Source organism: Burkholderia sp. LAS2, from assembly GCF_018417615.1.
In the GTDB taxonomy this organism is placed as follows: Bacteria; Pseudomonadota; Gammaproteobacteria; order Burkholderiales; family Burkholderiaceae; genus Burkholderia; species Burkholderia sola.
The window spans coordinates 2,518,784-2,541,046 of sequence record NZ_CP071052.1 but is presented as its reverse complement, the minus strand read 5'-3'; the positions used below and the strand labels follow the sequence as shown (position 1 = coordinate 2,541,046).

Genomic DNA, 22,263 nt, shown 5'->3' with positions numbered 1-22,263 from the left:
GATAGAGGCCGATCCGGCGGACAGCCGCGCGTGCCGCCCGCACCAGCACCGTGGCGGTGCAGCCGGACTACCGATTGGCCGGTCTTGGGCGGCCGACTTCCGGGTATAATTACGGCCTTCCTTTCGCCCCACGTCGCCACCCCGCGCGACTCATCGACGTCAGTCCAGCCCATGGCTCACTTCTCGTGTTTTCCCGGCGCTTCGGCCCTCTCCGATTTCCGTCAAACCCGTCTGCTCGACACGCTCAGGCAAATCGACGCCAACATCGTCGCGGTGCGCGGCCAGTTCCTGCACTTCGTCAATGCGGCCGAGCCGCTGTCGGCCGACGACAGCGCGCGCATCGATGCGCTGATGCACTACGGCGCGCCGTTCCAGCCGGCGGGCGAGAAGGGCGCGACCGAGACCTTCATCGTGCTGCCGCGCTTCGGCACGGTTTCGCCGTGGGCGAGCAAGGCGACCGACATCGCGCAGCACTGCGGCCTCACGCAGGTGCGCCGCATCGAGCGCGGCGTCGAATTCACGGTCACGCTGAAGTCGGGCCTGCTCGGCGGCAAGAAGGCGCTGTCAGACGACGCGCGCGCGGCCGTCGCGGCCGCGCTGCATGACCGGATGACCGAAAGCGTGGTCGCGGCGCGCGACGATGCGAAACACCTGTTCGACGAACTGCCGGCCAAGCCGCTGTCGACCGTCGACGTATTGGGCGTCGGCCGCGGCGCGCTGGAGCGCGCGAACGTCGAGCTGGGCCTCGCGCTCGCCGACGACGAGATCGACTATCTGGTCGACGCGTTCCGCAAGCTCGAACGCAACCCGACCGACGTCGAACTGATGATGTTCGCGCAGGCCAACAGCGAACACTGCCGCCACAAGATCTTCAACGCGCAGTGGACGATCGACGGCGAAGCGCAGGACATGTCGCTGTTCGCGATGATCCGCAACACCGAGAAGCTGAGCCCGCAGGGCACGATCGTCGCGTATTCGGACAACTCGTCGATCATGGTCGGCGCCGAAGCCGAGCGCTGGTTCCCGCGCAAGGCCGGTGCGGCCGGCGAGCCGGGCGAGCGCTACGGCCGCCACACCGAACTCACGCACACGCTGATGAAGGTCGAGACGCACAACCATCCGACGGCGATCTCGCCGTTCCCGGGGGCGGCGACCGGCGCGGGCGGCGAGATCCGCGACGAAGGCGCGACGGGCCGCGGCGCGCGTCCGAAGGCCGGCCTCACGGGCTTCACCGTGTCGAACCTCGACCTGCCCGATGCGCGCCAGCCGTGGGAAAACGCGCGCGACGCCGCGCAGCCGGTCGCCGAGCGCAATCCGAACGAAGTGCACGGCCCGTACGGCCGTCCGGACCGCATCGCGTCGCCGCTGCAGATCATGATCGATGGCCCGCTGGGCGGCGCCGCGTTCAACAACGAATTCGGCCGCCCGAACCTCGGCGGCTACTTCCGCGTGTACGAGCAGAACGTCGGCGGCACGGTGCACGGCTATCACAAGCCGATCATGATCGCGGGCGGCCTCGGCAACATCGCGGATCAGCACACGCACAAGCACGACGTGCCGGCCGGCTCGCTGCTGATCCAGATCGGCGGCCCCGGCATGCGGATCGGCATGGGCGGCGGCGCCGCGAGCTCGATGGCGACCGGCGCGAACACCGCCGAACTCGACTTCGACTCGGTGCAGCGCGGCAACCCGGAAATCGAGCGTCGCGCGCAGGAAGTGATCAACGGCTGCTGGCAACTCGGCGCGGAAAACCCGATCCTGAGCATCCACGACGTCGGCGCGGGCGGTCTGTCGAACGCGTTCCCCGAAATCGTCGACGGCGCGGGCAAGGGCGCGCGCTTCGAACTGCGCAAGGTCGCGCTCGAGGAATCGGGCCTGTCGCCGCGCGAAATCTGGTCGAACGAAGCGCAGGAGCGCTACGTGCTGGCGATCGCGCCGGCCGACCTGCCGCGCTTCGAGGCGATCTGCGCGCGCGAGCGCTGCCCGTTCGCGGTAGTCGGTGTCGCGACCGACGAACGCGAGCTGAAGCTCGTCGACGACGAAGCGACGGGCGCGGACGAATACCCGGTCGACATGCCGATGGAAGTGCTGCTCGGCAAGCCGCCGCGCATGCACCGCGACGTCGCGCGTGTGACGACCGAGCGTGCGCCGGTCGACGTGACGGGCATCGCGCTGTCGGCCGTCGCGCTCGACGTGCTGAAGCACCCGACGGTCGGCAGCAAGTCGTTCCTGATCACGATCGGCGACCGTTCGGTCGGCGGTACGTCGGTGCGCGACCAGATGGTCGGCCCGTGGCAGGTGCCGGTGGCCGACTGCGCGATCACCGCGCTCGACTATGCCGGTTTCAAGGGCGAGGCGATGACGATGGCCGAGCGCACGCCGCTCGCGGTGATCGACGCGCCGGCGTCGGGTCGCATGGCCGTCGGCGAAGCGATCACGAACATCGCGAGCGCGCCGATCGCGTCGCTCGACAAGCTGAAGCTGTCGGCGAACTGGATGGCCGCGTGCGGCACGGCCGGCGAGGACGCCGCGCTGTTCGACACGGTCAAGGCGATCGGCATGGAGCTGTGCCCGGCGCTCGGGATCGGCATCCCGGTCGGCAAGGACTCGCTGTCGATGAAGACGAAGTGGGATGAGCAGGGCGTCGCGAAGGAAGTCGTGTCGCCGGTGTCGTTGATCATCTCGGCGTTCGCGCCGGTCGAGGACGTGCGCCGTCATCTCACGCCGCAACTGCGCCGCGTGGCCGACGCGGGCGACACGGTGCTGATCGCGATCGATCTCGGCCGCGGCAAGAACCGCATGGGCGGCAGCATCTTCGCGCAGGTCACGCAGCAGGTCGGCGACACGACGCCGGACGTCGACGACGCGGAAGACCTGAAGCGCTTCTTCAACGCGATCCAGTCGCTCAATGCGCAAGACAAGCTGCTCGCGTACCACGACCGCTCGGACGGCGGCCTGTGGGCGACGGTATGCGAAATGGCGTTCGCGGGCCATGCGGGCGTGTCGCTGAACGTCGACATGCTGACGCTCGACCCGAACCACGAATCCGACTACGGCGACGCGAAGGACTGGGCGAAGCAGACGAGCGGCCTGCGCGACGACCGCACGCTGCGCGCGCTGTTCTCCGAAGAGCTCGGCGCCGTCGTGCAGGTGCGCGCGTCCGACCGCGACGCGGTGCTCGGCGCGCTGCGCGAGTTCGGCTTGTCGACGTGCTCGCACGTGATCGGCTCGGTCAACGATCGCGACGTGATCGAGGTGTACCGCGACGCGAAGAAGATCTTCGACGCGCCGCGTACCGAACTGCATCGCGCATGGAGCGAAGTGAGCTGGCGCATCGCGCGCCTGCGCGACAACCCGGCGTGCGCGGATGCCGAATACGACGCGCTGCTCGACGCGGCCGACCCGGGCATCTCGCCGGTGCTGACGTTCGACCCGGCCGACGACATCGCCGCGCCGTTCATCGCGACGGGCGCACGGCCGCGCGTCGCGATCCTGCGCGAGCAGGGCGTGAACTCGCATCTGGAAACGGCTTACGCGTTCGACCGCGCCGGCTTCGATGCGCACGACGTGCACATGAGCGACCTGCTCGCGGGCCGCGCGTCGCTGGCCGATTTCGCGGGGGCGGTCGCATGCGGCGGTTTCTCGTACGGCGACGTGCTGGGCGCGGGAGAGGGCTGGGCGAAGACGATCCGCTTCAACGCGAATCTCGCCGACATGTTCTCGGCGTTCTTCGCGCGTCCCGATACGTTCGCACTCGGTATCTGCAACGGCTGCCAGATGCTGTCGAGCATCGCGTCGATGATCCCCGGGGCGGAAGCGTGGCCGAAGTTCACGCGCAACAAGTCCGAGCAGTTCGAGGCGCGCTTCTCGTTCGTCGAAGTGGAGAAGTCGCCGTCGATCTTCTTCGCGGGGATGGAAGGCTCGCGGATTCCGGTCGCGGTCGCGCACGGCGAAGGCTATGCGGACTTCTCGCAGCAGGGCGACATCGATCGCGTCGCGGTCGCGATGCGTTACGTCGACCACCGCGGCGAAGCGACCGAGCGCTATCCGTTCAACCCGAACGGGTCGCCGGCCGGCATCACGTCGGTGACGACGGCCGACGGCCGCTTCTCGGTGCTGATGCCGCACATGGAGCGCGTGCATCGCACGGTCACGATGAGCTGGCACCCGGAAGGCTGGGGTGAAGCGAGCCCGTGGCTGCGTGTGTTCCGCAACGCGCGCCGCTGGATCGGCTGATCGGGATGATGTTCGACCCCAACGCATCGGTCGAGGTCGTCACGCTGCGTGACGCGCGGGCGAGCGAGGCCGACGCGATTGGCCGCGTGATCCGCGCGGCGTTCGCGGGCGAGCCGCAAGGCGGGGCGTTCGAGCAGCGCATCGTCGACACGCTGCGTGCGGACGGTGCGCTGAGCGTATCGCTCGTCGCGGAGTGCGACGGACGTATCGTCGGGCACGTCGCGTTCTCGCCGGTCGCGATCGGCGGCGAGCCGGCCGGCAGCCAGCAGTGGTACGGGCTCGCGCCGCTCGCGGTGCGGCCCGATTGCCAGCGGCAGAGCATCGGCGCCGGGCTCGTGCGCACGGGGCTCGACGCGTTGCGTCGGCTCGGCGCGCGCGGCTGCGTGGTGCTCGGCGAGCCCGCGTATTACACGCGTTTCGGGTTCGAACCGCACGGCGACATCGTGTTTCCGGGCGTGCCGGCCGAGTATTTTCTCGCGCTGTCGTTCGACGAATCGGCTCCGCTGCCGGCGGGCGACGTGCGTTATCACGACGTGTTCCATCCCGCCGCGTAGCGCATGCCGCGGGCGGGCGACACCTGGCGTGGAAAAGCCGCTCTCCGGAGCGGTTTTTTATTGCACGGCGCGCCGCGCACCATCGCGTCGCGGTATATCTGTTTCGTGCGCGCCAAAAGAAAAAGCCGCTCCGAAGAGCGGCTTGTCGATGCGCGTACGACGCGCCGGCGTTACTGGATCTTCGCCTGCTGGCGCAGACCTTCCTCGAACGCCTGCAGCTTCTGCTGCACGAGCTGCTGCGCGATCTGCGCCTTCACCTGGTCGAACGGCGGCGGCGCGATGTCGCGGATGTCGTCGACGCGGATGATGTGCCAGCCGAACTGCGTCTTCACCGGCGCGTCGGTCATCTGGCCTTTCTGCAGCTTCTGCGCGGCCGCCGCGAATTCCGGCACGTACGCCTTCGGGTCGGACCAGTCGAGATCGCCGCCGTTCTTGCCCGAACCCGGATCCTTCGAGTATTGCTTCGCGAGATCCTCGAACTTCGCGCCGCCCTTGATCTTCGCGATCAGGTCCTTCGCCTGCTGCTCGCTCTCGACGAGGATGTGGTGCAGGTGGTACTCGCGGTTGCCGCCCACGCCCTTGACGAGTTCGTCGTAGCGCGCCTTCACTTCGGCGTCGGTCGGCTGGTTCTTCTTCAGGAAGCTCTCGATCATCGAGCGCAGCACGACGGTCTGCTGCGCGACGGCGACTTGCGCCTTCACGTCCGGACGGTTCGGGATGCCTTCGCGAATCGCTTCCTGCATCAGGATTTCGCGGTTCACGAGTTCCTGGCGCACGGCCTGCTGCAGTTGCGGACCGTCGGTCTGGCCTTGCTGGACGAGCTGCGCGACCATCGCGTCGGCGCGCGATTTCGGAATCGGCGTGCCGTTGACGACGGCGATGTTCTGGGCAAATGCCGGTGCCGCTGCAAAAGCAGCCGCCGCGACCCACAGGCGGGGGGATTTCAGGATCATCGGGAATTCCTAATGAGACTAGATTGAAGATTCGTTGAATTCTTCGGGCGTGTAAGCCACGATCGCGAGCGCGTGAATGCCGCGCTGCATCGCATCAGCGAGCGCATCATACACCAGCCGGTGCCGCGCGACGCGCGGCTTGCCCGCGAACGCGGACGAGACGATCGTGACCGTGAAATGGCCGCCGGCGGCCGCGCCCGCATGGCCCGCGTGCTGCGCGCTGTCGTCGCGCACGGTGAGCGACAGCGGCGCGAGCGACGCGGTGAGGCGCGCTTCGATCAGCGCGATGCGTTCGTCGGCGGAGGCGTGGAGAAAGGCGTCGCTCATGTCACTCGTCCTTCAGGTATTTCGTGAGCCACAGGCTCTGCAGGATGATGAACACGACCATCGCGCCCGTCGTACCGAACAGCTTGAAGTTCACCCATTGCGATTCGGTGAAGTTGTGCACCACGTACAGGTTCGCGACGCCGAGCACCGCGAAGAACAGCGCCCAGGCGGCGTTCAGCTTGTCCCACACGGGGTGCGGCAGCGTGAGCTGCTTGCCCATCATCTTCTCGATCAGGTTCTTGCTGAACGCATAACGCGCGGCGAGCAACCCGATCGCAAACAGCCAGTACAGCACAGTCGGTTTCCATTGAATGAATTTCTCGTCATGCAGGACGAGGGTGGCGCCGCCGAACACGACGATCACGCCGAGGCTGACCCACAGCATCGTGTCGACCTTCCGGTGCCGGAAGGCGACCCAGGCGACCTGGGCCAGCGTCGCGACGATCGCGACGGCGGTGGCGGTAAAGATGCCCCAGACCTTGAAGGCGACAAAAAACAGGATGATCGGAAACAGATCGAACAGGAATTTCATGGCGCTCGCAGCTGCGTGACAGGCCGCATGTGCGGCCTGTCACCGTTGTAGGGACCGGCAGGCATCGCCGTCGCGGAGCAGGGCGGCCGGCCCGCGGCTGGCCGCCCGGCAGATCCGCCCGGCGCCGCTCATTCGTTTTCGGGTCGGGACTCGAAGTTTAACGCAGCCGAATTGATGCAGTACCGCAAACCGGTCTGGTCGCGCGGGCCGTCCTCGAACACGTGGCCCAGATGCGCGCCGCAGTGGTTGCAGCGCACCTCGACGCGCACCATCCCGTGCGAGTAGTCGACCTTCTCGTCGATCACCTCGCTGTTGAGCGGCTTGAAGTAGCTGGGCCAGCCGCAGCCCGAATGGAACTTGGCGCCGGATTCGAACAGCGGCGTGCTGCAGACGACGCACTTGTAGATGCCGGCATCCTCGGTGTCGGTGTATTCGCCGGTGAACGCGCGCTCGGTCGCCGCGTGCTGCGTGACCTCGTACTGCATCGGCGTGAGCCGGCGGCGCAGCTCGGCGTCGTCCTTCTGGTACGGGAAGGTCTTGTCGTCGGAATCGTGGGACATGGGGGTTCTCCTGATCGGTCGGTCGAGATGCGCGGGTTGCGGGCTCAGGACGAGCAGCTCACTTCGAGCGTGCCGGCCCAGTCGGGCGGCAACGCCGCGTACGCTTCATGCTCCGGTTGTTCGTCGAACGGGCGACGCAGGATCCGCGCGAGCCGCTCGACTTCCGAAAAATCCTTTTCCTTCGCGCGCCGGATCGCAACTTCGGCCAGATGGTTGCGAAGCACGTATTTGGGATTCGCGCGGTTCATTGCAACCGCGCGAGCCGCGTCGTCGCGCGTTTCCTCGGACAGTCGCGCGCGGTAGAGGTTCGCCCATGCGTCGAATGCTTCACGGTCGGTGAAGAGGTCGCGCACGGGCGCGTCGCGGCTCGCGTCGTGCTTCGAGATCTGCGCGAGCCGGCGGAACGTCAGCGTGAAATCCGCGTGGCTCGCATGCATCGTCTCGAGCAGCTTGTTCGCGAGCTCGGCGTCGCCGTCGCGTTCGAGTTCGAGGCCGAGCTTCGCGCGCATCGCGCGTTCGAGCGCGGGGCCGAAGCGCTCCGGAAACTTCGCGAGCACGGCCTGGGCGTCGTCCACCGCGCGCTCGGCGCGCGCGTCGTCGTCGGCGATGCCGTGCTGCAGCCCGATCAGCGGCAGCAGCGCCTGCGCGAGGCAATAGCAGTTCCAGTGCGCGATGCGCGGCTGCATCCGGTACGCATAGCGGCCGTTGGTGTCCGAGTGGTTGCAGATGTAGTTCGCGTCGAATGCATCGACGAAGCCGAACGGACCGTAGTCGATCGTCACGCCGAGGATCGACATGTTGTCGGTGTTCATCACGCCGTGGCAGAAGCCGACCGCCTGCCATTGCGCGACGAGGTCGGCCGTGCGCAGCGTCGCGGCCTCGAGCAGCGCGAGGTACGGATCGTCCGCGTCGCGGCAGGCCGGATAGAAGCGGTCGATCACGTGATCGGCCAGCTGGCGCAGCAGGTCGGGGCGATCGTTCGAGAAGAAGTGCTCGAAGTGGCCGAAGCGCACGAAGCTTTCCGACACGCGCGTGACGACGGCCGCCGTCTCGATCTCCTCGCGCACCACCGGCTGGTCGGAGCCGATCACCGTCAGCGCGCGCGTGGTCGGGATGCCGAGGTGATGCATCGCTTCCGAGCACAGGAATTCGCGGATCGACGAGCGCAGCACCGCGCGGCCGTCGCCCATCCGCGAATACGGCGTGCGGCCGCCGCCCTTGAGCTGCAGTTCGTAGCGCCGGCCGTCGGCGCCGGGCAACTCGCCGATCGTCAGCGCGCGGCCGTCGCCGAGCTGGCCGGCCCACACGCCGAACTGATGGCCGGAATAGACCGACGCGTACGGCATCGCGTGCGGGGGCCAGTCGCGCGTCGGGTTGCCGGCGAACAGCTCGGCGAAGCCGGGCTGCGCGGCGATCGCGGGCGGTAGGTCGAGCAGCTGCGCGACTTCGTCGGAAAAGCCGACGACGTACGGCGCGGCCAGCGGCGCGGCCGGCAGCCGCGTATGAAACGCGTCGCCGAGCGTGACGAACGCGCGTTCGGCGGGCGCGCCGAGCGTCGCGGCGAGGTCGGGGAGAGTGTCAGCCGCATCGGCTGCGCTTCGGGAAAACGACATGTTGAGCGCCTCTGGGTAAGCCGATATTGTAAGGCGGCGTCGCGCCGCCCGCATGGCGGCCCGCGCATCGTGCGCCACGCCCGTCCGGGCCGCTGACGGGCGCGCATGCGGGCTGCTTCCGGATGGAAACGGCCGCCAGGCGGGTCACCGATTCGCATCCTCACGGAGAACAAGACGATGGGTAAGCCGTTGCTGGGCCAGATGATGGATGTGCCACTGCTGGTGTCGTCGCTGATCGCGCATGCCGCGCGGCATGCGGGCGACACGGAAATCGTGTCGAAGCGCGTCGAAGGCGACCTGCATCGCTACACGTATCGCGATTGCGAACGCCGCGCGAAGCAACTGGCGCAGGCGCTCGCGCGGCTCGGCGTCGCAACCGGCGACCGCGTGGGCACGCTGGCGTGGAACGGCTACCGGCATCTGGAAGCGTATTACGGGATCGGCGGGATGGGCGCCGTGTGCCATACGATCAACCCGCGCCTGTTTCCCGAACAGATCGCGTACATCGTCAATCACGCGGAAGACCGCTACGTCTTCTTCGACATCAATTTCGCGCCGCTCGTCGATGCGATCGCGCCGCAATGCCCGCACGTGAAGGGCTGGATCGCGATGACGGACGCCGCGCACCTGCCGTCCGGCGCGACGCCGTTCCTCTGCTACGAAACGCTCGTCGAAGCCGAGGACGGCCGCTACGACTGGCCGCGCCTCGACGAGCAGCAGGCATCGGGGCTCTGCTACACGTCGGGCACGACCGGCAACCCGAAGGGCGTGCTGTATTCGCATCGCTCGACCGTGCTGCATGCATACGGCGCCGCGCTGCCCGACGCGATGAACCTGTCCGCGATGGACGCCGTGCTGCCCGTCGTGCCGATGTTCCACGTCAACGCATGGGGGCTGCCGTACGCGGTGCCGCTCACCGGCGGCAAGCTGGTGCTGCCCGGCAAGGATCTCGACGGGAAATCGCTGTACGAGCTGATGGAGGCCGAGCGCGTGACGTTCTCCGCGGGCGTGCCGACCGTGTGGCTCGGCCTGCTGAACTACATGCGCGAGGCCGGCGTGCGTTTCTCGACGCTGAACCGCACGGTGATCGGCGGCTCCGCGTGCCCGCCCGCGATGCTGCGCACGTTCGAGGACGAATACGGCGTGCGCGTGATCCATGCATGGGGAATGACCGAACTGTCGCCGCTCGGCACGCTCGCGAAGCTCAACTGGGCGCAGTCGCAGCGGCCGCTCGACGCGCAGCGCCGGCTGCTCGAGAAGCAGGGGCGCGTGATCTGCGGCGTCGACATGCGGATCGTCGGCGACGACGGCCGCGAGCTGCCGTGGGACGGCGTCGCGTTCGGCGAACTGCAGGTGCGCGGGCCGTGGGTGATCGACCACTACTTTCGCGGTGATGCGTCGCCGCTGGCGGACGGCTGGTTCCCGACCGGCGACGTCGCGACGATCGACCCCGACGGCTTCCTGCAGATTACCGACCGCAGCAAGGACGTGATCAAGTCGGGCGGCGAGTGGATCAGCTCGATCGACATCGAGAACGTCGCGATCGCGCATCCCGGGGTGGCCGAAGCCGCGTGCATCGCGTGCGCGCACCCGAAATGGACCGAGCGGCCGCTGCTCGTCGTGGTGCCGCGCGAAGGCGCGAACCTGAGCCGCGACGCGCTGCTCGCGTTCTACGAGGGCAAGGTCGCGAAATGGTGGATTCCCGACGACGTCGTGTTCGTCGAATCGCTGCCGCACACCGCGACCGGCAAGCTGCAGAAGCTGAAGCTGCGCGAGACGTTTCGCGATTACGTGTTGCCGACGGCGGTGTGCGCGCCGTAAGCCTTCGCGTCCGGGCTGCCGCCGGCCCGCGATTCGGTCCCGATGCGATCCCCCGATCCGTCCCCGGATCGGGAGCGAAATTAAAATTGAACGACCGTGCTTTTTCGTTGTATGCTGCCTGCGTTCATTCGGACATGCGGCCGTTCGACCGCGCACAATGAAGCGCAGCCAATCCGGCGCGCGATGCATGGAGGCAGGCAGATGGCAGTGGATTACTCGACTCGCGACGGCGTGGCCGTCATCACGCTCAACAATCCGCCCGTCAACGGGCTCGGCCTGTCGACCCGCCAGGGCGTCATGGACGCGCTCGATCGCGCCGCGCAGGAGCCGTCGGTCACGGCCATCGTGCTGACCGGCGCGGGTCGCGCGTTCTCGGGTGGCGCCGACATCACCGAATTCAATACGCCGAAGGCGCTGCAGGAGCCGACGCTGCACACCGTGATCCGCGCGGTGGAGGCAAGCGCGAAGCCGGTCGTCGCGGCGCTGCACAGCGTCGTGATGGGCGGCGGGCTGGAGCTTGCGCTCGGCGCGCACTACCGCATCGCCGCGCCCGGCGCGCAGGTCGCGCTGCCCGAAGTGAAGCTCGGGTTGCTGCCGGGCGCGGGCGGCACGCAACGCCTGCCGCGCGCGGTCGGCCTCGAAACCGCGCTGAACATGATCGTGTCGGGCGCGCCGGTGCCGTCGGAGCAACTCGCGACGAGCGGGCTGTTCGACGAAATGGCCGACGGCGACCTGCTCGACGCGGCCGTCGCGTTCGCGCGCAAGGTCGGCGCGCAGAACGGCCCGCATCCGCGCGTCCGCGATCGCAAGATCGTCCACGAGAACGCGGCGGGCTTCATCCAGTTCGCGCGCAATTCCGCGCGGGCCGCCGCGCCGAATTTCCCCGCGCCGCACAAGTGCATCGACGCGATCGAGGCCGGCGTGCTGAACGGCTTCGACAAAGGCAGCATCGCCGAGCGCGAGGGTTTCGTCGCGCTGATGATGACGCCGGAAAGCCGCGCGCTGCGCCATGCGTTCTTCGGCGAACGGGCGGCGAGCAAGATTCCCGACGTGCCGGCCGATACGCCGCTGCGCGAGATCCGCCGGGTCGGCGTGATCGGCGCGGGCACGATGGGCGGCGGGATCGCGATGAACTTCATCAACGCGGGGCTGCCGGTCACGCTGCTCGAGACGAAGCAGGATGCGCTCGAGCGCGGCCTCGCGACGATCCGCAAGAACTACGACGCGCAGGTGAAGAAGGGCAGGCTCACGCAGGAGAAGCTCGACGCACGCATCGCGCTGATCACGCCGACGCTGTCCTACGACGACCTGAAGGACGCCGACCTGATCGTCGAAGCGGTGTTCGAGGAACTCGGCGTGAAGGAGCAGGTGTTCAAGAAGCTCGACGAAGTCGCGAAGCCGGGCGCGATCCTCGCGTCGAACACGTCGACGCTCGATGTCGACAAGATCGCGGCGTTCACGAAGCGCCCGCAGGACGTCGTCGGCATGCACTTCTTCAGCCCGGCGAACGTGATGAAGCTGCTCGAGGTCGTGCGCGGCGCGCAGACCGCGAAGGATGTGCTCGCGACCGTGATGGCGGTGGCGAAGAAGATCCGCAAGACGGCGGTCGTGTCGGGCGTGTGCGACGGCTTCATCGGCAACCGGATGATCGAGCAGTACATCCGCCAGGCGCTGTTCATGCTCGAGGAAGGCGCGCTGCCCGCGCAGGTCGATCGCGCGATCGAGAAGTTCGGCTTCGCGATGGGGCCGTTCCGGATGAGCGACCTCGCCGGCAACGACATCGGCTGGGCGATCCGCAAGCGCCGTTACGTCGAGCAGCCCGATCTGCACTATTCGAAGATCGCCGACCGCCTGTGCGAACAGGGCCGCTTCGGCCAGAAGACGGGCGCCGGCTGGTACGACTACGTGCCGGGCGACCGCAAGGCGAAGCCGTCGTCGCTCGTCGACGAGATGATCGTCGCGTACTCGAAGGAGCGCGGCGTCGAGCGGCGCAAGATCGGCGACGACGAGATCGTCGAGCGGCTGGTGTTCGCGCTCGTCAACGAAGGCGCGAAGATCCTCGAAGAGAAGATCGCGTCGAAGGCGTCCGATATCGACGTGGTCTACCTGACCGGGTATGGCTTCCCGCTGTGGCGCGGCGGCCCGATGCTGTACGCGGACATGGTCGGCCTCTACAACGTCGAGCGCGCGATTCGCCGCTATGCGGCCGCGCCGAACGGTGACGCATGGCAGCTCGCGCCGTCGATCGCGGAACGGGCGAAGGCCGGCCGCGGGTTCAACGGCTGACGCCGCCGCATCGCTGCGCGACCGATCCTGTCTGGAGACACGCAATGAAACGCACCGACGACGTCCTGCTCGTGATCGACGTGCAATACGACTTCATGCCGGGCGGCGCGCTCGCGGTGCCCGACGGCGATGCGGTCGTGCCCGTGATCAACGCGCTCGCGCAACGCTTCGACCAGGTCGTGCTCACGCAGGACTGGCACCCGCGCGAGCACGTGTCGTTCGCGGCGAACCATCCGGGCCGCGAGCCGTTCTCGACGCTCGCGCTGCCGTACGGCGAGCAGGTGCTGTGGCCCGTGCACTGCGTGCAGGACACCGACGGCGCGGCGCTGCATCGCGACCTCGACATCCCGCATGCGCGGCTCGTGATCCGCAAGGGGGGCGACGCGCAGGTCGACAGCTATTCCGCGTTCGTCGAAGCCGACCGCACGACGCGCACGGGGCTCGCGGGCTATCTGCGCGAACTCGGCGCGAAGCGCGTGTGGTGCTGCGGGCTCGCGACCGACTATTGCGTCGCGTGGTCGGCGCTCGATGCGCGCGCGGCCGGTTTCGAAGCCGCGGTGATCAACGATGCGTGCCGCGCGATCGACCTGAACGGGTCGCTCGCGCACGCATGGCAGCAGATGCAGGCAGCGGGCGTCGTGCATGCGACGTCCGCCAGCGCGCGCCCGGCGGCGTAGCGCAGACCCCAACATGAAGCAGGACCGAAGGAGACTCGCATGACCGAAGCCGTAATCGTATCGACCGCCCGCACGCCGCTCGCGAAATCCTGGCGCGGCGCCTTCAACATGACGCACGGCGCGACGCTCGGCGGCCACGTGGTCGCGGCCGCGCTCGAGCGCGCGAAGCTCGATCCGGCGCGCGTCGAGGACGTGATCATGGGCTGCGCGAACCCCGAAGGCGCGACCGGCGCGAACATCGCGCGGCAGATCGCGCTGCGCGCCGGGTTGCCGGTGAGCGTGCCGGGGATGACGGTGAACCGTTTCTGTTCGTCCGGGCTGCAGACCATCGCGCTGGCCGCGCAGCGGATCATCGCGGGCGAAGGCGAGATCTACGTGGCCGGCGGCGTCGAGTCGATCTCGTGCGTGCAGAACGAGATGAACCGGCACATGGTCCAGGAAGGCTGGCTCGTCCAGCACAAGCCCGAGATCTACTGGAACATGCTGCAGACCGCCGAGAACGTCGCGAAGCGCTACGGGATCTCGAAGGAGCGCCAGGACGCGTACGGCGTGCAGTCGCAACTGCGGGCCGCGGCCGCGCAGGAAGCCGGGCGTTTTCGCGACGAGATCGTGCCGATCACCGTGCTCGCGGGCATCGCCGACAAGGCGACGGGCCGCCTGTTCACGCAGGAAGTGACGGTCTCGGTCGACGAAGGCATCCGCCCCGACACGACGCTCGAAGGCGTGTCGAAGATCCGTTCGGCCGTGCCGGGCGGCGTGATCACCGCGGGCAATGCGAGCCAGTTCTCGGATGGCGCGTCGGCATGCGTCGTGATGAGCGCCAAGGCCGCGCAGCGCGAAGGGCTGCAGCCGCTGGGCGCGTTCCGCGGCTTCGCGGTGGCTGGCTGCGAGCCGGACGAAATGGGCATCGGCCCGGTGTTCGCTGTGCCCAAGCTGCTGAAGCAGGCCGGGCTGACAGTCGACGACATCGGCCTGTGGGAACTGAACGAGGCGTTCGCGGTGCAGGTGCTGTACTGCCGCGACACGCTCGGGATTCCTGAGGACCGCCTGAACGTGAACGGCGGCGCGATCGCGGTCGGCCATCCGTACGGCGTGTCGGGCGCGCGCCTGACCGGCCATGCGCTGATCGAGGGCAAGCGGCGCGGCGTGAAGTACGTGGTCGTCACGATGTGCATCGGCGGCGGGCAGGGCGCGGCCGGCTTGTTTGAAATCCTCTGATCTTTGACCGGCGGGGGGGGGGGGGGGGGGGGGGGGGGGGGGGGGCGCCGCCCCCCCCCCCCCCCCCCCCCCCCCCCCCCCCGCCCCGCGCCCCCCCCCCCCCCCCGCCGCAGCGAATCGGCGCGACCGATGCGCCATTCGCAATGATGGGGAAACAAAAGCATGCACCCCGCAATGCCGTTTCCCCTGACTTGTCAAACGAATTACCCCTCCTATACTTGCTCTGACATTTGCCTTTCGGCATGATGGGCCAGATCGCGCGTGGGGGCGCGATCCGTCCCGAGAAGATTCCAGCCAACGCAGCAGACCGACCGGGGACCGAATGAGTACGACCTATGCAGCCGGGGAACCGCCGCGCGTCGTCAGCGCGGCCGCCAGGCTCTACGCGAAATGCCTGCTGGTCGGATTCGCGTTGTTGCCGGCCTATCTGATTGCCTATCTGTGGTTCTTCAGCGACCGGAGCGTCGTGTTCGAGAACCACGCCTTCCATGAAATCGCGATCGCGGCGGCGACGATCGAAGGCGCGTTCGTCACCTACGTGACGTGGGTGTGTTACCGGTCGTCCGGCGAGCCGCTGCTGCGCTGGCTGACGCTCGGCTTTCTCGGCTTCGCGATGATCTACGCGCTGCACGGCGCGTTCACCGGGATGGCGCACCACAATATCTGGCTGTTCCTGCTGTACGGGCCTGCGTCGCGGTTCGTGATGTCGGCGCTGCTGCTCACGGGGCTGCTGTCGTATTCGCGGCCGCCCGACCGGCTCGACAAGCGCACGAGCGTGCGCACGTGGCTGCCGTGGATCGTGTTCTTCCTGATCGTCAACGTGGCCGTCGCGTACATCGCGTATTCGCCGGTCGCGGGCGCGCTCGGCACGCGGCTGTCGATGGAAGGCGGCGCGCTGGTGTTCTCGCTGCTGAACGTGTGCCTGCTGCTCGCACGACGGATCCGCTCGCCGCTGATGGTGATCTACGGCGTGTCGATCATGGCGTTCGCGCTGTCGTCGCTCGCGTTCATCCTCGGCAAGCCGTGGAATCACATGTGGTGGCTCGCGCACGCGATCTTCGCGGGCGGGTTCTTCCTGCTGAGCTACGGTGTCGTGCAGGCGCTGCAGACGACGCGCTCGTTCTCGGCGATCTACAGCCAGGAAGACCTGATGAGCCGGCTGTCGGAATCGATGGCGCGCACCGAAAGCGCGCTGCAGGAGCTGCGGCGTACGAACCAGAAGCTCGAGTACATGGCCGCGACCGACCCCATGACGGGCGCGTCGAACCGCCGGCAGTTCATCGCGCAGGTCGAGCGCGAAATCGTGCGGGCCGAGCGCGACGGCACGCCGTTCTGCCTGCTCGCGCTCGATCTCGACAATTTCAAGAACATCAACGATGCCTACGGGCACCAGATCGGCGACGAGGTGCTGCGCGGCGTCGTGCGCCAGTGCCTCGAGGCGATCCGGCCGGCGGGCGCGCTCGCACGGGTCGGCGGCGAGGAATTCATGGCGCTCTTGCCCGAGATGCCGCTCGAAGGCGCGCGGATGACGGCCGAGCGCGTACGTTCGTCGATCGCGAGTGCGCCGTTCGGGCTGGACTTCAAGCGCGTGCAGGTGACGGTCAGCGTCGGCGTCGCGCAATACGGCGTCGACGGCGGCACGGTCGATGCGCTGCTGCGGGCGGTCGACGAGCGGCTTTATCAGGCGAAGCGGGAAGGGCGCAACCGCGTGGTGTCGCGATGATCCGCATGTCACCGCCGCCCCGGCGGCGGGGGCGCCCCCGGGGCTTTTGCCGGCCGGTGCCGGCCGCGCGCTAGCGCGACGCCACCGCCGTCGCCTGCTTCGGCTGCCCGTCCTGCATCGGCTGCGACGCTTGCCACCAGTACTTGCCCGCGCGCTGCTGCGGATCGCGGATCGCGAGATACGTCGTACTCCAGAGCTGCGCCGCGTTGGCTTCGGTCGCATCGGCGCTGCGCGTGCCGAATGCGTCGGTCTGGTACTTGCCGTTCACGTAGGACCACGTCCACATTTCCGACGTGCGCATGTCGCGTCCGTTCGAGATTACCTGCCAGATCGTCTGCCGCGCCTGCGTGAGCAGCGTGCGGGTCGCGGCCGACAGGTCCTGGCGCGCCAGCTGGCGATCGAGCCCGGCCACCCACATCGCCTGCTGCCACGACCAGATCACCGTGCCGTGATACGCGGAACTCGTGAACTTCGGCCACAGCGACGGGTTCGCATACGCGGGGTTCGCGATCAGCATCCCGGCATCGGTCACGAGGCCGGTCGGGAACGGCCGCGTGACGTCGGTCACGATCCGCTGGAGCTGATCGTCCGGCGGCGCGCCGAACAGCAGCGCGAAGCCGCCGTCCGAATTCATCACCGGGATCGGGTTGCCCTGCTGGTCGAGCGAGAGCGCATAGAAGGCCAGCGGCGCATTGGGCGCGGCGCCGGCCGGCACCCCGGCGGACGGCGCATAGGCCGACACGTCGGTGGCCGCCTGCGCGGCCGGCACGCTGACCTGGAACAGCGGCGGCGCCTGCGTTTCCCACGTGGCCGCTTCGTTCGCCGTGTTGGCGAGCGTCGCGCGTTGCCCGGCGTCGAGGTACGGATCGAGCAGGCCGCGGGCGAGGAACGCGTTCGCCGCGCGCAGCGCGGCCGGTACGAGCACTGCGTTCACGTCGTACGGGTACACGCCGCCGCCGAGGCCGTCGGTACTGTCGCGCCAGTTGCCGACGATTTCGCCGGGCCGCAGGTGAATCAGGTTCGCGACCGACGGCTGCTGCGCGAACGGCTGCGCGGTCGTCGCGACGTGCAGCAGATTGACGACGAGGCGGCTGCCGTTGGTTTGCCCGTCGCTGCCGCGCTGCGCCAGATACGCGGCCGCACGCGCCTGGCCGCGCGTATCGTCGATCAGCCACGCGGCCGCGATCGGCGCGAGCAGGTAGTCGCTGTCGATCATCTTGTAGTCGTAGGTCGGTGTCGCGTCGTTCGGCCGCCCGTTCTTCTGGTTGTCGATCAGCGCGAATTCGCCGATGCCTTCCTCGTGCGCGACCTTGCCGTCGGCCGATAGGCGGCTCAGCACCGACGACAGCCCGGCCTCGATCGCCGCGGGTTCGAGCACGGGCATCAGCATGCGGACCGAGATCAGCGTGTCGCGGCCGAAGTACGTGTCGTACTGCCACGAGCCCGCCAGCAGCTTGTCGTTGAAGCTCAGGAATTCGAGCACGTTCTGGCTGACCGGGTCGGGATTCACGGACGGAGCGAACAGGTCCGCGTGCGTGATCGGCGACAGCGGCGTCTCGCCCGACAGCGCATCGATGTGCAGCTTCAGCGTGCGCGAGCCCGCCGGCGCGTTCAGCACGAGCTTGCCGCCCGCTGCCGGCGCGATGCTGCCGCCGTCGCGCAGCGTGATGCGCAGCGCATAGCCGGGCGCGCCGTCGAGCCGGTCGCGTTGCCATTGCGCGGTGCCGCCCTGGACCGTCGGCGCGGTGAGGATCTGCTGCGGAATCGTCGCGCCGCCGTTGAAGTCGCGCAGGAAGCGCACGTTGCTGAGCACACCCTGGCGGATCGTCAGCGTAGCGGTGTCGATCGACACGTCGGCGCCGATGCCGTACAGCGGGCGGCCGTGTGCGTCCGGGGCCGACAGCGCGGACGGCGGCGTGTCGAGGCTCCAGTTCACCGGTTGCGCGGTGTCGTCGAACCACAGCCCGGTGCCGCTGTTGCCGGCGGGGAAGACCACGAGCAGGCGCGGCTTCGTCGACGAGCGTACCAGCAGGTGCGCGGCGACCTTGTCCTGCCGGTAGAACGCGTTGATCTGGCCGCCGGTATCCATGCGGAACGACAACGCGGCGGTGTTCGACGGCGGGGTGGTCGACTGGACGTCGTCGTCATTGCAGGCCGACAGCAGGCCGGCGCAGACGAGCCCGAGACACAGCGACTTCGCAAGGCGATGCATGTTGATGTCCCTCCTGATGACTGGCGATTTTTTATCTGGATATCTAATTGGCGGATCTTGGGTCCGTTTGGTGCTGCTTTGCATTCATTCTTGGCGAATGACTGGAATGAATGGAGGTATTGCGTTTCTTCGAAAGGAAAATGGGTTGAAAAACAACCGGGTGGTCGATAAATGCCGAAAGCTGAAAACGACAGGGGCGCACGTCGATGCCCGGCGGGAAGGCCGATGCGAAGGACCTTCGCGCAGGTGAGTGGCGAATCCGGAGCGGCGAGGAAAACGATACGTAGGCCGTCGTAGGCGATTCTAAATTTGCGGGAAAGTCGAAGTCAATAATGTTTTTGTTTTCCAATATTGAATTGAAAACCGGTCGCAATTATTACCCGTCGCGCCGGTAAAATGTGCGATTCAATGGGATCGGATTAATGCATTCCGGATATCGGTTGAAAACCGGTCGGCAATACGCTGTCGCGCCGGCGATTGATGCCGGACAGGAAACGAATCGCCGGATTGTGTCGGTCGGTGTCGTGACAGGCCGACGTGCGCGGCAAACGCGCGCGAAGGCCGCCTGGCAATCCGCGTTCCTGCGTATGCCCGCACGACGACGCGACGTCGCCATCGGCGCTTCGCCGGCTGAAGCAGTTCGACGAAGACGGCGCGAAGCTCGAGCGGCTCGTTCGCGGCCGATGACGCGCGCCGAACGTGTGTATCGGAGGCAGAAGCCCGCTACGAGCGGGCAATTTTTCGCGCTGGATATTTATAATCGCCCGCGGCTGAGCCTTTCCGTTCGCGCCGGGCGCGAATATCGGCCCAACTGATTTAGTATGAGCAATCTGCGCTCGACGCGAGGGGCGCGCATTCGCGGTGAGGAGACCCATGCATCCCCGTAAGACTGCCCCTTACATCATCGTGGCGATTGCTTCCGTGATCGCATGCGCGCTCATGGCGCTATGCGTGCTGCAACTCTTGCAGAGCCGTGACGATGCGATGGAGCGGGCAAGGGAAACGTCCCGCAACCTCGGACTGATCGCCGAACGCGACATCGAACGCAATATCGAGTTGTACGACCTGTCTTTGCAGGCGGTCATCCATGGGTTGCAGCGCCGCGATGTGATGGATGCTTCGCCGGGCCTGCGCCGGTCGGTGCTGTTCGATCACGCGATGACCGCGGAATTTCTCGGTTCGATGCTCGTGATGGATGCAGGCGGCAATATCGTTCTGGATTCGGGCTATGACGAGCCGCGCAAGGGTAATTTCTCCGATCGCCGATACTTCACGGTCCACCGCGACAATCCGAACGTCGGACTCTATATCAGTGACCCGTTCGTCTCCCGTTTGCGTGGGGGAAAGCTCAGTATCGCGCTCACGCGGCGGATTTCGAACCCCGATGGATCGTTTGGCGGCATCGTCGTTATCGCGGTCAATCTCGATTATTTCCATCAGCTCTTCGCCGGGCTTTCGCTTGGCAAGCATGGCTCGATTTCGCTCATCGGCGAAGACGGCAAGATGGTGATGCGTCAGCCGTACGATGTGCATACCATCGGCCGCGACATCAGCAAAGCCGCGACGTTCCGGCGGTTTCAGACCGCGCGAGAGGGCGCCTTCTCCGAAACGTCATCGATCGACGGCGTGCGCCGCCTGTACTACTTCAAGCATTTGCCGAAACTGCCGCTGATCATCATGGTGGCGGAGGCCGAGGAGGACATTTACGCCGCATGGCGGCAACGTGCGATCAAGATCGGCGGATTGGTCGCGACGTTCGGGGTGGCGTTCATCGCACTGTCCCTTCTGCTCGGTTCGCAGCTACGGCGCCGTATGCGGGCGGAATCGGAACTCGTGCTGCTCGCCCGGACGGACGGTCTCACCGGCCTGAGCAATCGCCGCAGCTTTGGCGAGGTACTGGACCAGGAGTGGCGTCGCGCGCGACGTGCGCATTCCGTTTTCTCGCTGCTGTTCGTGGATGTGGATCGGTTCAAGGCTTACAACGACACGTACGGTCATCAGGCCGGGGACGATGCGTTGGCGGCGGTCGCGCGGTGCATCGGCGACAATATTCGTCGGCCGGCCGATACGGCGGCGCGTTATGGCGGAGAGGAGTTCGTCGTGCTGCTTCCCGACACGCCACAAACCGGCGCGGCGCAGATTGCCGAGCGGATCCGCGCGGCAATCGATGCGTTGGCCCTCGAGCACGCCGGCAGCGAATACGGGCGTGTGACGGCGAGCATCGGCCTGGCGTGCTGGATGCCGGATCAGGAAGGGCAGCCGGATGCCGTGATCAAGGCGGCGGATGAGGCACTGTATTACGCGAAGGCGACCGGGCGGAACAAGGTTGCCGCGCTGCAGCCGGCGGAGTGATGGAGATGGTTGCATTGCGCCGTTCGTCAGACTCATGTCGGCAGTGACCAAAGCTGACGGACCCACGTCAAGACACAGTCCATTGCCGTCAGTAAGTTTGGTAGGCTTGTCGCCTGCCTTCGCTTGTCGGCGTCTTGACGCCGGTAAATGATACGGCGAGAAAGCGGGTATCTTCCGTGAAGATTTCAAAGATGCCCGCTTTTTCCAACCGGACGAGATCCCGAGCGAACGAAAGCGACCGGCGAACGGGCGTAATGTGCACGACTGCCAAGGGTCCCCGGCCAAGCGCCGAACCAACACGAACAGGAGCGAACGAAGTGATCAGACATATCGTCATGTGGAAGTTGAAAGAATCCGCCGAAGGCGCGACGCGTGCACAGAACGCGCTGAAGCTGAAGGAAAAGCTCGAAGGCTGCCGCGACCTCGTGCCCGGCACCCTGCAGATCGACGTCGGCCTGGCGACACCTGGCCTCGACGCGACCGCCGACATCGTGCTCGTCTCCGATTTCACCGACAAGGCGGCGCTCGACGCGTACCAGGTGCATCCGGTTCACCAGGAAGTGAAGAAATTCGTCGTCGCGGTGGCCGAATCGCGCGAGTGCGTCGACTACATCGTCGACGTCGCACGATGAGCGACGCGGCAACCCCGACGGAAGGCCCGTCGATCGAAAGCCCGTTCGTCGATCTGCTCGGCGTGCAGCTCGTGTTCGCGAAGGACGGTGCGAGCGAGATCGTGCTGCCGCTCGAAGAGCGCCACATGAACACGTGGAGCATCGCGCACGGCGGCGTGACGATGACGCTCGCCGATATCGCGCTCGCGATGGCGGCGCGCAGCCTGACCGACGATGGCATCGGCGTCGTCACGGTCGAGATGAAGGTGAACTTCATGCAGCCGGGCCGCGGCGAGCTGCGCGCTTACGGGCGCGTGATGCACCGCTCGACGACGATGGCCTACTGCGAAGGCGAAGTGCGCGACAGCGACGGCAATTTCGTCGCGAAGGCGCTCGGTACGTTCAAGTACATGCGGCGGCTCGCGGTCGGCCGCGACATCAAGCGGCAACGCTCGCGCACCGCGCCGGACGCCCATCCCGGCCCGAGCGACGCGTAAGCATCCGCCACGCGCGGCCCTGTCTCTTCGATGCGGCAGGGCCGTTTCGTCTGGCAGCATGGAATGCCGGCACACGGCGCGGCTCGCCGCG

General features: G+C 67.3%; 17 protein-coding genes. 11 read left to right on the top strand and 6 right to left on the bottom strand.

The genetic code is table 11. The features are described 5' to 3' along the window. The first annotated feature begins 171 nt into the window (after positions 1-171). Both purL and JYG37_RS11715 read left to right on the top strand, forming a co-directional pair. On the top strand, positions 172-4,236 hold the full coding sequence (gene purL / locus JYG37_RS11720; protein ID WP_050013275.1) for a phosphoribosylformylglycinamidine synthase: 4,065 nt from the start codon (positions 172-174) through the stop codon (positions 4,234-4,236). 5 nt (positions 4,237-4,241) lie between these two features. Further along, the gene (locus tag JYG37_RS11715; protein WP_124630781.1) at positions 4,242-4,790 is read left to right on the top strand and encodes a GNAT family N-acetyltransferase; all 549 of its coding nucleotides are present in this window, start codon (positions 4,242-4,244) and stop codon (positions 4,788-4,790) included. Between the two features lie 170 nt (positions 4,791-4,960). On the opposite strand, the gene JYG37_RS11710 is transcribed toward JYG37_RS11715, so the two are convergent. From JYG37_RS11710 to JYG37_RS11690, 5 genes are all read right to left on the bottom strand, one after another. Beyond that, positions 4,961-5,743, bottom strand: coding sequence for a peptidylprolyl isomerase (locus tag JYG37_RS11710; RefSeq protein ID WP_050013274.1), 783 nt, complete (start codon positions 5,741-5,743; stop codon positions 4,961-4,963). An 18-nt stretch (positions 5,744-5,761) separates the two neighbouring features. After that, positions 5,762-6,070: a BolA family protein gene (locus JYG37_RS11705; protein WP_050013273.1), complete on the bottom strand. Its 309-nt coding sequence runs from the start codon at positions 6,068-6,070 to the stop codon at positions 5,762-5,764. Position 6,071: 1 nt separating this feature from the next. Beyond that, entirely contained in the window at positions 6,072-6,602 is a 531-nt protein-coding gene (locus JYG37_RS11700; protein ID WP_050013272.1) for a septation protein A, read from the bottom strand. Positions 6,603-6,730: 128 nt separating this feature from the next. Continuing rightward, the gene (msrB, locus tag JYG37_RS11695) at positions 6,731-7,162 is read right to left on the bottom strand and encodes a peptide-methionine (R)-S-oxide reductase MsrB (RefSeq protein ID WP_213345427.1); all 432 of its coding nucleotides are present in this window, start codon (positions 7,160-7,162) and stop codon (positions 6,731-6,733) included. Between the two features lie 44 nt (positions 7,163-7,206). Continuing rightward, positions 7,207-8,775, bottom strand: a complete 1,569-nt coding sequence (locus tag JYG37_RS11690) for a protein adenylyltransferase SelO (RefSeq protein WP_089488547.1) — start codon at positions 8,773-8,775, stop codon at positions 7,207-7,209. 177 nt (positions 8,776-8,952) lie between these two features. On the opposite strand from JYG37_RS11690, the gene JYG37_RS11685 reads away from it, so the two are divergent. The 5 genes from JYG37_RS11685 (at position 8,953) to JYG37_RS11665 (ending at position 16,500) form a co-directional block, all read left to right on the top strand. After that, positions 8,953-10,596 carry a 3-(methylthio)propionyl-CoA ligase gene (locus JYG37_RS11685; protein ID WP_050013269.1) on the top strand — a complete coding sequence of 548 codons (1,644 nt, stop codon included), beginning with the start codon at positions 8,953-8,955 and terminating at the stop codon, positions 10,594-10,596. Positions 10,597-10,797: 201 nt separating this feature from the next. Beyond that, positions 10,798-12,882 carry a 3-hydroxyacyl-CoA dehydrogenase NAD-binding domain-containing protein gene (locus JYG37_RS11680; RefSeq protein WP_213345426.1) on the top strand — a complete coding sequence of 695 codons (2,085 nt, stop codon included), beginning with the start codon at positions 10,798-10,800 and terminating at the stop codon, positions 12,880-12,882. Positions 12,883-12,926: 44 nt separating this feature from the next. Beyond that, complete coding sequence (gene pncA / locus JYG37_RS11675; protein ID WP_050013267.1) at positions 12,927-13,559, top strand: bifunctional nicotinamidase/pyrazinamidase; 633 nt, start codon at positions 12,927-12,929, stop codon at positions 13,557-13,559. A gap of 39 nt (positions 13,560-13,598) precedes the next feature. After that, complete coding sequence (locus JYG37_RS11670; RefSeq protein WP_050013266.1) at positions 13,599-14,777, top strand: acetyl-CoA C-acyltransferase; 1,179 nt, start codon at positions 13,599-13,601, stop codon at positions 14,775-14,777. A 322-nt stretch (positions 14,778-15,099) separates the two neighbouring features. Continuing rightward, a complete protein-coding gene (locus JYG37_RS11665) occupies positions 15,100-16,500 on the top strand; it encodes a sensor domain-containing diguanylate cyclase (protein ID WP_124630777.1) in 1,401 nt (466 codons plus the stop codon). A 70-nt stretch (positions 16,501-16,570) separates the two neighbouring features. Here the strand turns inward: JYG37_RS11665 and JYG37_RS11660 are convergent, their stop codons facing one another. Continuing rightward, positions 16,571-18,712 (bottom strand): glucosidase family protein, encoded by a 2,142-nt coding sequence (locus tag JYG37_RS11660; protein WP_213345425.1) that lies wholly within the window; start codon positions 18,710-18,712, stop codon positions 16,571-16,573. Positions 18,713-19,134: 422 nt separating this feature from the next. Between JYG37_RS11660 and JYG37_RS11655 the strand changes: the two genes are divergently transcribed. From JYG37_RS11655 to JYG37_RS11640, 4 genes are all read left to right on the top strand, one after another. Beyond that, positions 19,135-19,527 (top strand): hypothetical protein, encoded by a 393-nt coding sequence (locus tag JYG37_RS11655; protein WP_124679869.1) that lies wholly within the window; start codon positions 19,135-19,137, stop codon positions 19,525-19,527. A gap of 58 nt (positions 19,528-19,585) precedes the next feature. Next, positions 19,586-21,064 (top strand): sensor domain-containing diguanylate cyclase, encoded by a 1,479-nt coding sequence (locus tag JYG37_RS11650; RefSeq protein WP_050013263.1) that lies wholly within the window; start codon positions 19,586-19,588, stop codon positions 21,062-21,064. A gap of 317 nt (positions 21,065-21,381) precedes the next feature. Continuing rightward, a complete protein-coding gene (locus JYG37_RS11645) occupies positions 21,382-21,696 on the top strand; it encodes a Dabb family protein (protein WP_012328683.1) in 315 nt (104 codons plus the stop codon). Continuing rightward, a complete protein-coding gene (locus JYG37_RS11640) occupies positions 21,693-22,172 on the top strand; it encodes a PaaI family thioesterase (RefSeq protein WP_213345424.1) in 480 nt (159 codons plus the stop codon). The genes JYG37_RS11645 and JYG37_RS11640 overlap by 4 nt, the downstream gene beginning before the upstream one ends. The last annotated feature ends 91 nt before the right edge of the window (positions 22,173-22,263 follow it).